We start from the raw sequence: 15930 nt of genomic DNA, 5'->3' as shown, positions 1-15930 counted from the left end.
TTCGATTCACGGAGTGTTGGAATCGGGAACCCGCGCGAGTAACGGGTTGCTAGCGGCGGGCGGCGGCGTTGGCCGCCAGCTGGGCCCTGTGCAGGATGTCCGCGACATCGCCTCGGCCCAGGAACATTTCGTCGAAGTAGCTTTGCAGGGCGGTGTCGCCGGCGGCGAAGCCCGCTCCGCCCGGTGCCGGAATGCGCGGCCCGTCGAGCACCGTGAAGAACGGTGTGACGTCGACGCCGCGGGCGGCCCAATAGTCGTAGTAGACCGGTTGGGCGGACAGCACCGCGGGGATCGCCGCACCTTGACGGCCCAGATACGCGTTGCCCTCACCGCTGCCCATCCACGCCAGCACCTGGCGCACCGCATCCGGATGCTTGGTCGCCGCATTGCCCGCCGCGGCAATGCCGTTAGTAACGCTCACCCGCCCCGCGGGCCCGATCGGCAACATCGCCACACCCCAGTGGAACCGGGCATCGCGGGCCACCGGCGCCAGGTTGTAGGTGCCGGACTGAAAGAGCGCCATCCTGCCGGCAAGAAACTGGTTGCGGGAGAAGTCACCGTTGTCGTTGGTGTCCGAGGCGGGCGGCGCGACGTGATCGTCGTTGATCAGGCGGACCAGGTAGCGGAAGGCCTTGATCGCCGCGGGGTTGTCGAACGCGAACTCGTCTCCGCGCTGAAACACCCCGCCGGCCGACCCGATGTAGTTCAGGTAAATGGCCTGAGCGTCGTTGGCGGCGTTATAACCCCACTGACGTACCCGCCCGGCGTCGAAACCCGGTGTGCCCGCGGCATGTCCATCCGCATCGGCGGTGAGCCGGGACAGCAACGGCCGCAACGTGTCGTCGCCGTCGGGGCTCCACCGCAGGCCGTTCAGCTGGGCGGGATCAATCCCCGCGGCCGCAAGCAGGTCCGCGTTGTAGAACACGGCGATGCCCGCGTCGGTCAGCTGCGGCACACCCCACAGCGTGCCGCCGCGGGTGAATTGATCGACCACGGCCGGCTCCCACGCCGACGCGGCGCCCGGGCCGAGCGTCCTGCCGACGTCCATCAGCCGGCCGCTGTCGGCATACGCGGCCAGATAGGCGTTGGACACCCAGAAGATGTCGTCGGCGCTGCCGCCGGCCACGTCGGTGCGCAGGGTGTTGAAGTACGTCGAGTAGGCCACCGTGTTGAGATGCACCTGGATATCGGGATGCGCGCGGGTGAACGCCTCGAACGATTGCCGATATGCCGTAGCGATCTGATCGCCCCAGACCCGCACCGTCACAACGGTCTTGCCGCCGTGTGGTTCGCCGGAATAGTCCAGCAGCATCGCCGTCGCGGCCAACAATGCCGCGACGAGCGCGAGCGCTCCCGCGACCAGCGTGGAAGACCGAGGACGGGTCATCGCGTGCGCCCAGATTGCCGTGGTGGTCGTAAATTCGTGAAAATCGCAGCCGTGGCGGCAATCTCGGCGCGGGTCCGGGTCACTTGAGCCCCGACACGACGATCGACGCGACGATATGCCGCTGGAAGATCACAAACAGCACGATCAACGGCGCGATCGCGATCGTGGTCGCGGCCATCACCAGCGTCCACTGCGAGTTGAACCGCGACTGCAGGTCGGCCGTGGCCACCGTCAGCACCCGCCACTTGTGTCCACTGGTGATCACCAACGGCCACATGAAGTTATTCCATTGCGACACCACGGTGATCAGCGTTAGGGCGGCCAGGACCGGACGGCTGGACGGAATCACCACGTGCACGATCACGTCCAGCGTGGTGGCCCCGTCGAGGCGCGCGGCGTTGATCAAGTCGTTCGGAATGATCCGAAAGTGCTCGCGCAGCAGGAAAATCGCGTAGGGCGAGCCGAACATGAACGGCAACACCAACGCCCAGAACGTGTTGCGCAGACCGAGCTGCGCCATCATCAGGTACATCGGGACTACCGTGACGGTGCCCGGCACCATCAGCGTCGCGATGTAGACCCAAAACAGCGCGTCACGCCCGGGAAACTGCAGCCGAGCAAACGCGTAGGCAGCCAGCACCGAAAACGTCAGTTGGCCAACCAGAATCACCGCCGTCATCAACGCGGTCACCGCCGCCGCCCGGCCGAACCCGGCCCCGGCGAGGTCGGCATAGTTGGCCAGCGTCGGTGGCCGCGGCCACTGCAGCGGCGTACCCGTCGCGAACTGATGAGCCGACGTGAACGACGTCAGCAACCCAAGTCCGAAGGGCGCCAACGTGATCAGGGCACCGATCACCAGGCCCGAATAGATCACGCCGTTGGAGAGGCGACTAGGTGAGGTCATAGCTGATCCGCCGCCGGAAGTACAAGTGCTGGACGGCCGTGACGCCGACCAGGATGACGAACAGCACCACCGCCATGACCGACGCCCGGCCGATCGCCGCCGAGCCGAACGCCTCGGCGTAGATGCGGTGGGCCACCAGGTCGGTGCGGAGTTCCGGACCGCCGCCGGTCAGCGCGTAGACGGTGTCGAAAACCTGTGCGCTGCTGACGATCCCGGTCACCAGGACGAAAAACATCGTCGGCCTCAGCATGGGCAGCGTGATGCGCCAGAACCGCTGCCAGGCGGTGGCGCCGTCGGCGCGCGCGGCGGCGTAGATGTCGGCTGGGATCGCCAGCAGCCCCGCGAGAAAGGACAGCGAGACGTAGCCGACGTTGGTCCATACGACCACCGCCGACACCAGCGGCAGCGCAAAGCTGGGATCCGACAGCCAGCCGATGCTGTGCCCGAGCACGGCGCTGACAGCGCCGTCGGTGGGAGCCAGGATCCAGCGCCACAACACGGCGATGGCCAGCGGCGCGCAGATCCACGGCAGCACGTAGAGGGTGCGAAACAGGCCGGTGCCCGGCAACTCGCGAGCCAGCATCGTGGCGGCGGCCAGCCCCAACACGGTCTGCGCCGGAACGACGATCGCCACGAAGACGGCGGTGACGATCAGCGAGTTGCCGAAGTCGGCGTCGGCCAGCACCGCGCGCCAGTTGGCCAGACCCACGTAGCGCAGCGGGCCGAGCAGGTCCCAGCGGTAGAGGCTCAGCCAGATCACCACGAGGATGGGCAGTAGCAAGAACGCGACGACCCCGAACAGGCTGGGCGCCAGCAGGGCATAACCCAGCGGAGTGGATCGGCGGGGCGCGTCGGCCATGGGTGTATTAAAGCGGGTCGTTACGGTGGATTCGTGACACCGAACCGGGGGATCGATGCCGACTTCCTGGACCTGCCGCGCCACGAACTGGCCGACGCCGCGCTGTCGGCGGCCACCAAGGCCGGGGCCAGCCACGCCGACCTGCGGGTTCACCGCATCAGTACCGAGATCGTCCAGCTGCGTGACGGCGAGCTGGAGACCGCGGTCATCAGCCGAGAGGTGGGCCTCGCGGTGCGCGTGATCGTCGACGGCACCTGGGGATTCGCCTCGCATGCCGAGTTGGCGCCGTCGGTCGCCGCCGAGACCGCGCGCCGTGCCGTGCATGTCGCCACCACGCTCGCGACGCTGAACACCGAGCGCGTCGAGCTCGCGCCGGAGCCGGTCTACGCCGACGCCACCTACGTGTCGAACTACCGGATCGATCCGTTCGACATCCCGGCCGCCGACAAGATCGCCGTGCTCGAGGACTACTCCGGGCGGCTGCTGGACGCCGACGGCATCGACCACGTGTCGGCCGGGTTGACCGCGGTCAAGGAGCAGACCTTCTACGCCGACACCTTCGGATCGTCGATCACCCAGCAGCGGGTGCGGCTGCAGCCCTCGCTGGAAGCGGTGACCGTCGATGCCGCCGCGGGCAGTTTCGACTCGATGCGCACGCTGGTGCCGCCGATGGGGCGGGGCTGGGAGGTTTTGGCCGGCGACGACGTGTGGAACTGGACCGACGAGCTCGCGCAGCTGCCGTCGCTGCTGGCCGAGAAGGTCAAGGCGCCCAGCGTGACCCCGGGCCGCAAAGACCTGGTGATCGACCCGACCAATCTGTGGCTGACGATTCACGAATCCATCGGGCACGCTACCGAATACGACCGCGCGATCGGCTACGAGGCCGCCTACGCCGGAACGTCGTTCGCCACCCCAGACAAGCTCGGCACCATGCGCTACGGGTCGCCAGTGATGAACGTGACCGCCGACCGCACCGTCGAATTCGGCTTGGCCACAATCGGTTACGACGACGAGGGCGTGGCCGCGCAAAGCTGGGACCTGGTGCGCGACGGGGTGTTCGTCGGCTATCAACTCGACCGGGTGTTCGCGCCCAGACTGGGCCAGCCGCGTTCCAACGGCTGCTCGTATGCCGATTCGCCGCATCACGTGCCGATCCAGCGGATGGCCAACGTGTCTCTGCAGCCCGGCCCCGACGACACCAGCACCTCCGATTTGATCGGCCGGGTCGAGGACGGCATCTACATCGTCGGCGACAAGTCGTGGTCGATCGACATGCAGCGCTACAACTTTCAGTTCACCGGGCAACGGTTCTTCCGGATTCGCGACGGCCGCCTGGACGGCCAGCTGCGCGATGTCGCCTATCAGGCGACCACGACCGACTTCTGGAATTCGATGGAAGCCGTGGGCGGCGCGTCCACCTGGCGGCTGGGCGGCGCGCTCAACTGCGGCAAGGCCCAGCCCGGGCAGATCGCCGCCGTCAGCCACGGCTGCCCGTCGGCGCTGTTCCGGAACGTCAACGTGCTCAACACTCGTACCGAGGGTGGCCGATGATTTCTGCGCAGCACGTCGTCAACATCGTTTTGGACGAGGCGGCAAAACGCGGCGGTGCCAACGAGACCATGGTGCTGGTCACCGACCGCGTCGAGGCGACGTTGCGCTGGGCGGGCAATTCGATGACCACGAACGGGGTTTCGGTCAACCGCAGTGTGACGGTGATTTCGATTGTGCGCGATGGCAGCAGCACGCGCGTCGGCACCATGGTTTCCGCGGAAGTGGATCCGCGGGTGATTCCCGGGCTGGTTGCGGCGTCCCAGGACGCGGCCCGCTCCGCGCCGGAGGCCGGCGATGCCGCACCGCTGCTCGCCGATACCGGGGTGCCGGCCGATTGGAATGCCCCCGCGCCGGGGACGGGCCCGGAGATATTCGGCGACCTCGCCGCTTCGCTGAGCCGCGGGTTCAAGGGCAGCGACCGTTTGTATGGCTATGCGCACCATAGTGTTTCGACGACGTTCCTGGCGTCGTCGACCGGGTTGCGCCGCCGCTTCACCCAGCCCGCCGGCGCGGTGGAGATCAACGGCAAACGCGGCGACGCGAGCGCCTGGGTGGGGGTCGGCACGCCCGATTTCGTCGATGTGCCAACGGATCTGCTGCTCGAGCAACTGTCGACGCGTCTCGGTTGGGCGCAGCGGACCGTCGAATTGCCGGCGGGGCATTACGAGACGCTCATGCCCCCGTCGACGGTGGCCGACATGATGATCTACCTGGGCTGGTCGATGGCCGGCCGTGGCGCGCACGAGGGCCGGACCGCCTTCTCCGCCCCCGGGGGCGGGACCCGGATAGGGGAGCGGCTCACCGATCTGCCGCTGACGTTGTTCTCCGATCCGATGGCGCCGGGTCTGGCCTGCACGCCGTTTGTCGCGACGAGCAACTCCTCGGAGACCGTGTCGGTGTTCGACAACGGCATGGAGATCGGCCAGGTGGACTGGATCCGCGATGGGGTGATCAACGCGTTGGCGTATCCGCGGGCCATTGCCGCCAAATACGACGCCCAGGTCGCCGTGGCCGCCGACAACCTGGTGATGACGGGCGGGTCGGCTGAGCTGGCCGACATGATCGCGAGCACCGAGCGCGGACTGCTGCTGACCACGCTGTGGTACATGCGGGTGGTCGACCCGACCACACTGCTGCTCACGGGCCTGACCCGCGACGGCGTGTACCTGGTCGAAGACGGCGAGGTGACCGCGGCCGTCAACAACTTCCGCTTCAACGAGAGCCCGCTGGGCCTGCTGCGGCGGGCTACCGAGGCCGGGGTCAGCGAGAAGACCCTGCCGCGCGAGTGGGGAGATTGGGCCACCCGGGCGGCGATGCCGTCGCTGCGCATCCCGGACTTCTACATGTCGTCGGTGAGCCAGGCGCACTAGCCGATTGCCCAGCGGCGGGGCGGGTTCTAACGTGTGACGGATGCTGACGCGGTTAGTGGCGCTGTCGCCGGGCGACGGACGCATCACGGGACTGGTGCGGCGGGTGTGCGGGCAGACGTTGTCGCTGCCGCCGTTGCCGGCTTGCGTCGAGGTGGACGAGCCCGCGACGGAGGCTGAGGCCGTCGTCGCCGAGTTCGCCGAGCAGTTCAGTGTTGACGTCTCGGCCATCACCGGCGACCAGCGATCGCGGCTGTGGAAGCAGTTGGGGGACAGCACCTTTGGCGTTGTGGTGCAGATGTACATCGCAGACTTCGTGCCGCGGGTCCGCGCTGGGTTCGAGGCGCTCGGTGTCGGCTCCGAATATCTCGGCTGGGTTGACGGGCCGATCTCGTGGGATCACGCCACCGACCCTTCCGATGTGGTGTTCAACGACTTCCTGCCCGCCGTGGCGCGGATGCGCGCGCTTGACCCCGTCACCGCCGAGCTGGTGCGGCTGCGCGGCGCGGCGCAACACAACTGCCGGCTGTGCAAATCGTTGCGCGAAACCACCGCCCTGGACGCCGGCGGTTCCGAGACGCTGTACGGCGATATCGAGCGTTACGCGGACTCAAGTTTGCTCGACGAGCGCGCTAAAGCAGCGCTGAGCTACACCGATGCGTTAATTTGGACTCCTGCGCACCTCGTCGCCGACGTTGCCGCCGAGGTGCGCTCCCGGTTTTCCGAGGCGAAGGCCGTGGAGCTCACGTTCGACATCATGCGCAATGCCAGCAACAAGATCGCGGTGTCGTTGGGCGCCGACGCCCCCCGCGTCGAGCACGGCACCGAGCGCTACCTGCTCGACGCCAGTGGCCAGACGGTGTTCAGCTAGAGGCGGCGTGGCACCATGGATGCCGCGCCAAGCGGGGGCGGTAGCTCAGTTGGTTAGAGCCGCGGACTCATAATCCGTTGGTCGCGGGTTCGAGCCCCGCCCGCCCCACGTCAGCTGTATGACCTCAGTTGATGCCTGACATCTTGCCTTCGGGTGATGCCCGACAGTGTTCCGGCTGATGGTTGACAGATACTTCGGCTGATCCTTGACACTCCTTCGATGAGGGAGTTAACCGTGGCCGAGCAGAGGGACCGGGCCTTGCTGGCGGTGATGGGTTAGCGATTTCGCAGGTCGCCGAGAAGGTGGGTGTGTCGCGTCAGACGCTGCATGCCTGGTTGGTGTGAACCGTGCGATTCTGGAAAACTTCGGCGCGATCAGAGCAGGAGAGGCGCGTGACAACCACCCATACTGAACGGCTCCCGCTGCTGACCCGGCGCGACCGCATCATGATCACCATCACGGTTATCGCGGCCGTGGCGACCGGAGTTCTGCACTTCGCCCACGTGAATGCAGTGCTGGCGTTCATCGTGTCCGCACTTGCGTTGGCCACGCTGGCATCTTTGGTCGGCCGTTCGGTGGAGGCGCTCGGAGACCGGCTCGGTCCCAACGCGACTGGGATACTGCAGACGGCGTTGGGGAACCTGCCCGAATTGTTCGTCATACTGTTCGCACTCAAAGCAGGCCTTTATGGGGTGGTTAAGGCCACCATCGTCGGCTCGATTCTCTCCAACGCCTTGCTGGTGCTCGGGCTGTCCTTCGTGGTCGGCGGTATCAAACACGGCCGCCAGCGCTTCGCCGCCGACGACGGACGCACCCTCGGATTGATGTTCACCCTCGCGGTATTCATCCTCGCTGTCCCCTCGCTCACCGCTGCAACACACACCCCGGCGCAACCGCACGAGCGGGCGGTGTCGGTCGTCGTCTCCATCGTCATGCTTGCGCTGTTCGCACTCTCGCTGCCGGCCACGCTCGGAAAGCGTGCTGTCGACCCGGTGGGGCAAGTTCGTCATGAAACGTCCAGAGCGTCGTCTCCCATTGTGGCCAGCCCCGATTCGGCCAAAGCCGCCAGTGTGGCGGCAGCACACGGGGAGTGGCCGCTGGCGATGGCTATCGGCATGCTGGCCGTCGCCGGGATCGGTGCGGCCTTCGTGTCGGAATGGTTCGTCGCTGCCCTAGAGCCGGCGATGCATGCAGCGGGCATTAACGAGGTGTTCGCCGGTCTGGTGATCGTGGCGATCGCCGGCAATGCTGTGGAGAATTTCGTCGGCATTCAGCTGGCGGCCAAGAACCAGATGGACTACGCGGTCCAGGTGATCCTCCAGTCGCCCGTCCAGATCGCGCTCACCATCGCCCCGATCGTCTGCCTGGCGGCGGCATGGCTCGGCCAGCCTGGTTTCGATCTGGTGTTCTCACCGCTGTTGCTGGCGTCGATGATCATGTCGGCGCTCGTTGCGGTGCTGGTGACCTTCGACGGCGAGTCGACCTGGTTCGAGGGGACGGTGCTCATCGCGCTCTACGTGGCGATCGCCACGTCGTTCTGGTGGGGGTGAGTACCTCAACCGTCTGAGATGCGTCGTCGCGCCTGGCGAGTTCGCGCTCAAGGCTTGCCCTCCGTCAGCACGGTCGAAATCCACCGGGAGTGCGGCCACGTGACAGCGGCGCGACAGCGTACGGCTCCGCTAGTCGTCGGCCGTGTAGCTGGCGGCGCCTGTGGCCGATCCTGAGGATAGACTCGCGGCATCGAAGTTCCAGGTGGCGCCGCTAATCCGTGGTTCGCAGCGACCGCCGATCGTGAAAGTCGGTGGTGCGCGGTGATCGGGTCTGGCGACGAGGCCGCTGACGCTGCGCTGGAAGTCATGCGGTCGGACGAGGACGCTGCAGCGGGTTTTCGGGAGTGGCTGGCTGCCGCAGAGCGAGCCGGTCAAAGAGTGCTGCGGGAGCCTGACGGCACGTACGTGTTATGGCGGCGCGACGACGTCCTCGCCGCCGTACGTGATGGCGAAGTCTTCGCCAGCCGCCAAGGCGAACTGATGGAAGGCAACCCGCCGTTCGGCCCGTACCGGAAAATCATGGTCGAACTGTTGTTCAATCCGGAAAATTCGCGGGAAATGCTGAAGCCCGTGCGTGGGATCATCGAAAAATGCGTCGGCGCCGTAGCGACGACACGAGACCGTTGCGACGGTGCGGCTGTCGCTGAGGTTGTTTGGCGCGCAGCATTCGTTACGGTCTGCGGGCTGCCGACTGACGTCGCTCTCGAAGCGATCGACACGCAGCTGGTGCGGGAGACCCGTCGAGCACCGCAGGGTGGCCCTGATGTGATCAGCCGCCTCGCCACCGAACCGCTCAGCGACAAAGAAGTGTTGGGACTGATGGCGTCGGTGGGCCGCGGTTTGATTTTCGCGTCGTTCGCTATTAGGGCCGGACTGGCGGTGCTGGCGCGGATGCCGATGCTTCAGCGGGAGCTACGCGAAAATCCAGGCCGGCAACGTAGATTCATCGAGGAACTGTTGCGGTTGGATGGCGGGGCGAAGACCGTTTCACGAATCACTAGTCGCAGCGTGACAATCGGCGGAACGACGATCCCAGCCGGGTCCCCTGTCGAGTTGTGCGTCGGACTTGTTCACCGTGATGAGACCGACGAGATGTCAGGTCACAGCATTAAACTGGATGGTCCGCAACGTAATTGGAGTTTTGGGGGAGGACCGCACCGGTGTCCGGCGTCGCACCTGGCCCGGGATCTGCTGGGCGCATTCTTTGAAGTGTGGCTTGCCAAAGTCCCATTTTTCTCGTTCGACTGGGACGGCGGCGATGTCCCCAAAGCGTGGTACCCCAAACCGTACGACCCTTCGCGGGGCGCAATTTTCGAGGGTTGGTTCCCTACTCACGTGCCGCTCACGTGGCGACCATAGCGGTAACTACCACTGGCCCATTTTTGGCGCGTTACTCAGACCTCCGTGTCTCGCGCCCATTTTGGCGGGCGAGTTTTTGGCCTGTGCGGCGAGCGCGCCGCCGCCAGTGTCGCCGCGCGCTCACCAGTGATCGCGGTCTGCGCCGGAGGCTGGCCCTTGCGCAGCGTCGCGATCAACTCCCGGTAGGGACCGATCAGGTACACGGTGTCGCCGGCTTTCAGTCGGGAGTCGCGGCGGGGTCGCAAGCTGACCGGCCCTTCCGGTCGAGTGATCGCGATGACGCGCGCTTGCGTGGATAGTTCCAGCATGCGCAGTCCGTCGAGCTCGCTGCCCTCCGCTACGAGCATCGCGCCGACCATGAAAGAGCGCTGCCCGACCCAGAATGTCCCCAGCACCTGCAGACCCATCGCGGCGCCGATGAACCACGGGGCCGCCAGGTCGACGATCGATCGCACGTTTTCGAAACCGAACCGCTGATTTATCGCAGCACCCAGCGCGGGGCCTTGCACGCGCATCACGATCGGCGTCTTGGTGTCCGATCCGAGGATCTCGAGCAATACGATCCCGGTCTCGATATTTTTCATGTCGTCCTGGGTCACGACCGCCACCCCGCGGGCGCGATCGACACGCGCCGATTCCAGCGTCTGGCGCATCGTCGGGTCACCGAAAATCACCGGAACGTCGAGTTCGGCCGCGGTCGGCAGGAACCGGTTGTTCTCGTCCTTCTCGATGACCAGGACGTCGCATCCGGCCGCGGTCAGGTCACTCACGACGCGGATGCCGACCGAACCCAGTCCGACGACGACGACGTGGCCGCGCATATGGCGCGCTCTCCGGAGCCCGGCCAATTGCATGAAACGGCGCGACAGCAGCAGGTCCGCGAGGAACGCGACAAGGATGGCCGTAACCATCGCGCCGCCGAACATCAACCCGACATTGAACAGTCGCAGGAAGATTGGCTGCTGACCGAAGCCGACTTCGCCGTAGCCCACGGTCGTGATGGTCTCGGAGGCGAAATACAGGGCATCGATCCACGACATCCGCGGGTTGCGGTAGGCGAAGTGCTCCACGGCCGTCGAGCCGAGCGTGAGGAACAGCGCGAACGCCAACGAAGGAAAAAGCAGGGGGTTCACGTCGTCGCGCATTGCGCGCGCGGCATCGATCGCGCGTCGCACCCGGGAGTGGCGAGAGCGTTGCGCGGACGCCGGAGGCAGGGTGATCCCGCGAGCCTGTAGTTCGTCTTTGACGCCGATCATCGACGTCCAATCGCCGGCAGAGACCCTTTCATCGCGTCCCGGGCACGGCACCACTTCGCCGGGGGCGGGAGAGTTCTTGCCGTGCACCACCGCCACGGGCGCCAGGTCGCCGTAGATCTCGCGCAGAGTCCCGTCGCACGGCGCCTCGGCTCCCCAGACAACGAATTCGATACCCGCCGTGTCGAACTGGTGCGCGTTGCGCGACAGAACCGCCTCGACGAGGGAGGGGGTCGCGAGCTCGGCGACGTCCAAGATCGCGCCGGGGCCGTTCACGGCGGACACAGCCTCGCGCAGTACATCGTTGGCCAGGCGCGCCACCACGCGGACATTCGGGCTGTATTGCCTTGCCAATAGCGCGATTTCGAGGTTCACCGCGTCGTTGGGACCGGCGCAGACGACGGCGCGCGCGCGATTAACCCCGGCGCCGAGCAAATCGGCGGCAGTATTGATCTTGATTATCCGCGCCCCGGCGCCCCTGAGTTCCTCGGCGATCGTCTTGGACAGCGCGTCATCACCGCTGACGATGACCTCGCGATGCATGATCTCGCGTAGTTGGGGAGAACCGGGTTGCCGCCCAAGCTTGTTAGCGAGATCGACCTCTGGCGTTCGTTCAAGCCCGGGAAGCGCTGACATCGCCTTCATCATTCGACCGTGGGTTTGTGTTGTGCGGCATGAATGATCCGACCACTGCTGGCACCTGCGTTCCCTCGTCGTACCTCGTTCATATGACTATCGGGCACCGCGCCGGATCGCGCCACCGGAGCCGACTCAGTGGCGCCAACGGCCTTCAACGCAGATGTCACGCAGACGGAGGCGCAACAGGTTCGACTCGGGCCCGTCACGCATACGAAATAGATGAAGCGTACAAAAAACCGGCGCGCCAACACTGCCCATGTGCTGCGATGGCATGGCGCGCGTGAGTCGTCAGTGAGGGGTTCGGCGTCAGCCCGCGGACACCCAGGGAAGGGAGCGTTCCGTGCCCGAACAGACGCCCGACGATATCTTCAAACTCATTAAGGACATGAACGTCGAGTACGTCGACGTCCGCTTCTGTGACCTGCCAGGCACCATGCAGCACTTCACAATTCCGATTTACGCGTTCGACGAGAACGTATTCGAGGAGGGTCTGGCGTTCGACGGCTCCTCGATCCGAGGATTCCAATCGATTCACGAGTCCGACATGCTGCTGCTTCCGGACCCGGAAACCGCCACGATCGACCCCTTCCGAACCGCCAAAACGCTGAACGTGAACTTCTTCGTGCACGACCCGTACACCCTCGAGTTGTACTCACGCGATCCACGCAATGTCGCCCGCAAGGCCGAGAATTACCTGATCAGTTCCGGCATCGCGGACACCGCCTACTTCGGCCCGGAGGCCGAGTTCTACATCTTTGACTCGGTGAAGTTCGACTCGAACATCAACAGCTCGTTCTACAAGGTGGACGCGACCTCGGGGTGGTGGAACACCGGAGAAGAGACCGAGTCCGACGGCAGCCCCAACCGCGGCTACAAGGTCCGACCCAAGGGCGGCTACTTCCCGGTGGCCCCGGTCGACCACTACGTCGACCTGCGCGACGAGATGCTAACCAACCTCACCAACGCTGGATTCGTCTTGGAGAAGGGCCACCACGAGGTGGGCAGCGGCGGCCAGGCCGAAATCAACTACAAATTCAACACATTGCTGCACGCGGCTGACGATCATCAGATGTACAAATACATCGTCAAGCAAACCGCATGGCAGGCCGGCAAGACCGTGACGTTTATGCCCAAGCCGCTGTTCGGCGACAACGGCTCCGGCATGCACTGCCACCAGTCGTTGTGGAAGGACGGCGTCCCGCTGATGTACGACGAGACCGGGTACGCCGGCCTGTCGGACACCGCACGCCACTACATCGGCGGCTTGCTCTACCACGCACCCTCGTTGCTGGCCTTCACCAACCCCACGGTCAACTCGTACAAGCGTCTGGTCCCCGGCTACGAGGCACCGATCAACCTGGTGTACAGCCAACGCAACCGCTCGGCGTGCGTGCGCATCCCGATCACAGGCAACAACCCGAAGGCCAAGCGGCTGGAGTTCCGTTGCCCCGACTCGTCGGGCAACCCGTACCTCGCGTTCTCCGCCATGCTGATGGCCGGCCTGGACGGTATAAAAAACAAGATCGAACCGCCTCCGCCGGTCGACAAGGATCTATACGAGCTGCCGCCGGAGGAGGCCGCGGAGATCGTCCAGGCCCCTACCCAGCTATCAGCGGTGATCGATCGCCTGGAGGAAGACAGCGAATACCTCACCGAGGGAGGCGTATTCACGCCCGACCTTATCGAGACGTGGATCAGCTTGAAGCGCGACTACGAGATCGCGCCGCTCAATCTCCGGCCTACCCCCGGCGAGTTCGCGCTCTACTACGACGTCTGACCAACGTAACCCCTGACGTGTTAACGGCTTAGAGGATGTAGAGCATCTCCTGGTAGGTGGGTAGCGGCCACAAATCGTCGGCCACAACGCTTTCCAGCGTGTCGGCGGCGGTGCGCACCGCTTGCATCGCCGGCAGCAGCTGCTCCTGAGCGTGCTTGGCCTCGTCGAGGGCCGACACCGCCGAGTGGTCGGACAGCGCCGTCCTCAGCGTCGCCAACGCCCCGGAAAGCTCGGCAAGCGGAGCCGAAACCGCTTCCAGCGCAGCCGTGCTGGGATTCACCCCGGCGGCCTTCAAAGTCGCGACGTTCTGCGCGAGCTCCGTTTGATAGCGAATCGCCGCCGGCAGGATGATTGTCGTTCCGATCTCCAGCGCCAGCTTCGCCTCGACTGCGATGGTTAGCGCGTACTGCTCCAGGCGCACCTCGTAGCGACTCTGCAGCTCGCGCTCGGTGAAGACGCCATATTTCTCGAAGACTTCGATCGCTGCCGGCTTGATCAGCTCCGGAATCGCGTCCAGCGTGGTCTTGAGGTTCGGCAGTCCCCGCTCGGCCGCCTCGATCTGCCAGTTCTCGGAATACCCGTCCCCGTTGAACACCACCGCGCCGTGTTCGGTGATGACCTCGGTGAGCAGCTTTTGCACTGCCACGTCGAAGTCTTCGCCGTTTTCCACAGCCCGCTCGAGGGTCGTCGCGAGGTAATCGAACGAATCGGCCATGATCGTGTTGAGCACAATCATCGGCACGGCTACCGTCTGCCCTGAGCCGGGCGCCCGGAACTCGAATCGGTTGCCCGTGAAGGCGAACGGACTCGTGCGATTGCGGTCGCCCGCGTCGGTCGGCAGCGGGGGCAGCGTATCGACACCAATGATCATGGTGCCCTTGCCCTTTGATGACGTCGCCGCTCCTTTGGCTATCTGCTCGAACACATCGGCGAGCTGTTCGCCGAGGAAGATCGAGATGATCGCCGGCGGTGCCTCGTTGGCGCCCAGCCTGTGGTCGTTGGTGGCTGACGCGACCGATACCCGCAGCAGCCCGGCGAACTTGTGCACGGCACGGATCACCGCGGCGCAGAACACCAGAAACTGTGCATTCTCGTGCGGGGTGTCACCGGGCACCAGCAGCGAGCCCAGCTCAGAGTTGCCGACCGAAAAGTTGACGTGCTTGCCCGATCCGTTCACCCCGGCAAACGGCTTCTCGTGGAACAGGCACTCCATGCCGTGCTTTTTGGCCAGCGTCTTGAAAATCGTCATCAGCAGCTGCTGATGGTCGGAGGCGATGTTGGCCCGTTCGAACATCGGGGCCACCTCGAATTGGCCCGGGGCCACCTCGTTATGCCGAGTCTTGGCGGGAATACCGAGCTTGAACAGCTCGCGCTCGGTGTCCATCATGAAGCCCAGGACACGCTCGGGCACCGCGCCGAAGTAGTGGTCGTCGAACTCCTGGCCTTTGGGCGGCTTGGCGCCGAACACGGTGCGACCGGCGTTGATCAGGTCGGGCCGCGCGAGGAAGAAGTGCCGATCGATTAAGAAGTACTCCTGCTCGGGGCCGCAGAACGACACGATTTTGTTTAGGTCCTTGTGGCCGAACAGTTTCAAGATGCGCTCGGCATGCACACCCATCGCCTGCTGGCTGCGCAGCAGCGGTGTCTTGTAGTCCAGTGCCTCACCGGTCATCGAGACGAAAACCGTTGGGATGCAGAGTGTGTTGCCGTTCGGATTCTCCAGGACGTAGGCGGGGCTGGTGACGTCCCAGCCGGTATAGCCTCGCGCCTCGAAGGTGCTTCGCAGGCCACCCGAGGGGAAGCTGGACGCATCGGGCTCACCCTGGATGAGGGTCTTGCCGGCGAACTCGGCGAGCGTCTGCCCGTCGGACACGGGCTCCAGGAAACTGTCGTGCTTCTCGGCGGTCAGCCCGGTCATCGGGTAGAAGACGTGGGCGTAGTGGGTGGCGCCTTTCTCCAGCGCCCAATCTTTCATGGCTACCGCGACCGCGTCGGCGACGGCGGGGTCGAGCTTGGCGCCTTTCTCGATGGTCGCCGCGACGGACTTGTATACCGACTTCGGCAGCCGTGCCTGCATCTCCGCCTTCGTAAAGACGTTGGAGCCGAAGACCTCGCCGGGGGCTTCACCAGCGACAAAGCTGACGGCCGGAGGGATATAGGCCTCGACGTTGTTGATCGCCTGCAGGCGGACGGGGTTTCCGCTCAATTGAGTTCCTATCGCTGAGGGGGGTCCGCGATTTTCCGGTTCGGACGATGGACCGCCTCACCCTAGGAAGGTCCGATGACAAATTTGTTACGGCGACGTCAATGGTAAAACCCGAACGGTTAGAACCTTGATCGCGAACTTTCCTGTAATGAACCGTGACCCCCGGCAGGTTCATCTGCGGCACAACGTTGGACGGTCCGGGACGCT

The 15930-nt window shown here is 65.1% G+C and carries 11 protein-coding genes, 1 tRNA gene and 1 pseudogene; 8 read left to right on the top strand and 5 right to left on the bottom strand.

Going from position 1 to position 15930, the window contains the following annotated elements:
• Positions 1–49: 49 nt before the first annotated feature.
• From A5745_RS13695 to A5745_RS13685, 3 genes are all read right to left on the bottom strand, one after another.
• A complete protein-coding gene (locus A5745_RS13695; RefSeq protein WP_076064711.1) occupies positions 50–1387 on the bottom strand; it encodes an extracellular solute-binding protein in 1338 nt (445 codons plus the stop codon).
• 79 nt (positions 1388–1466) lie between these two features.
• Positions 1467–2291: a carbohydrate ABC transporter permease gene (locus A5745_RS13690; RefSeq protein ID WP_076064712.1), complete on the bottom strand. Its 825-nt coding sequence runs from the start codon at positions 2289–2291 to the stop codon at positions 1467–1469.
• Positions 2278–3150, bottom strand: a complete 873-nt coding sequence (locus A5745_RS13685) for a carbohydrate ABC transporter permease (RefSeq protein ID WP_076116610.1) — start codon at positions 3148–3150, stop codon at positions 2278–2280. The genes A5745_RS13690 and A5745_RS13685 overlap by 14 nt, the downstream gene beginning before the upstream one ends.
• 33 nt (positions 3151–3183) lie before the next feature.
• On the opposite strand from A5745_RS13685, the gene A5745_RS13680 reads away from it, so the two are divergent.
• From A5745_RS13680 to A5745_RS13650, 7 genes and pseudogenes are all read left to right on the top strand, one after another.
• Complete coding sequence (locus tag A5745_RS13680) at positions 3184–4701, top strand: TldD/PmbA family protein (RefSeq protein WP_076116608.1); 1518 nt, start codon at positions 3184–3186, stop codon at positions 4699–4701.
• Positions 4698–6071: a metallopeptidase TldD-related protein gene (locus A5745_RS13675; RefSeq protein ID WP_076116606.1), complete on the top strand. Its 1374-nt coding sequence runs from the start codon at positions 4698–4700 to the stop codon at positions 6069–6071. Before A5745_RS13680 ends, A5745_RS13675 begins: the two co-directional genes overlap by 4 nt.
• A 40-nt stretch (positions 6072–6111) precedes the next feature.
• Positions 6112–6939 carry a carboxymuconolactone decarboxylase family protein gene (locus tag A5745_RS13670; protein ID WP_076116603.1) on the top strand — a complete coding sequence of 276 codons (828 nt, stop codon included), beginning with the start codon at positions 6112–6114 and terminating at the stop codon, positions 6937–6939.
• 34 nt (positions 6940–6973) lie between these two features.
• A tRNA-Ile gene (locus A5745_RS13665) sits at positions 6974–7047 on the top strand.
• Positions 7048–7158: 111 nt separating this feature from the next.
• Positions 7159–7277: pseudogene (locus A5745_RS24710) on the top strand (helix-turn-helix domain-containing protein); the annotation flags it as partial.
• 9 nt (positions 7278–7286) lie between these two features.
• Positions 7287–8489 (top strand): calcium/proton exchanger, encoded by a 1203-nt coding sequence (gene cax / locus A5745_RS13655; protein WP_254848570.1) that lies wholly within the window; start codon positions 7287–7289, stop codon positions 8487–8489.
• Positions 8490–8750: 261 nt separating this feature from the next.
• Positions 8751–9848, top strand: a complete 1098-nt coding sequence (locus A5745_RS13650; protein ID WP_139329593.1) for a cytochrome P450 — start codon at positions 8751–8753, stop codon at positions 9846–9848.
• A gap of 35 nt (positions 9849–9883) precedes the next feature.
• Here A5745_RS13650 and A5745_RS13645 read toward each other — a convergent pair whose 3' ends face one another.
• Complete coding sequence (locus tag A5745_RS13645) at positions 9884–11644, bottom strand: NAD-binding protein (protein ID WP_076116598.1); 1761 nt, start codon at positions 11642–11644, stop codon at positions 9884–9886.
• Positions 11645–12080: 436 nt separating this feature from the next.
• Between A5745_RS13645 and glnA the strand changes: the two genes are divergently transcribed.
• On the top strand, positions 12081–13517 hold the full coding sequence (gene glnA, locus A5745_RS13640; protein ID WP_076116596.1) for a type I glutamate--ammonia ligase: 1437 nt from the start codon (positions 12081–12083) through the stop codon (positions 13515–13517).
• A 28-nt stretch (positions 13518–13545) separates the two neighbouring features.
• Here the strand turns inward: glnA and A5745_RS13635 are convergent, their stop codons facing one another.
• Positions 13546–15723: a glutamine synthetase III gene (locus tag A5745_RS13635; protein ID WP_076116593.1), complete on the bottom strand. Its 2178-nt coding sequence runs from the start codon at positions 15721–15723 to the stop codon at positions 13546–13548.
• Between the last annotated feature and the right edge of the window lie 207 nt (positions 15724–15930).

The sequence above is a fragment of the Mycobacterium sp. IS-2888 genome (assembly GCF_001954215.1).
GTDB lineage: Bacteria > Actinomycetota > Actinomycetes > Mycobacteriales > Mycobacteriaceae > Mycobacterium.
This window is presented reverse-complemented; position numbering and strand designations above follow the sequence as displayed.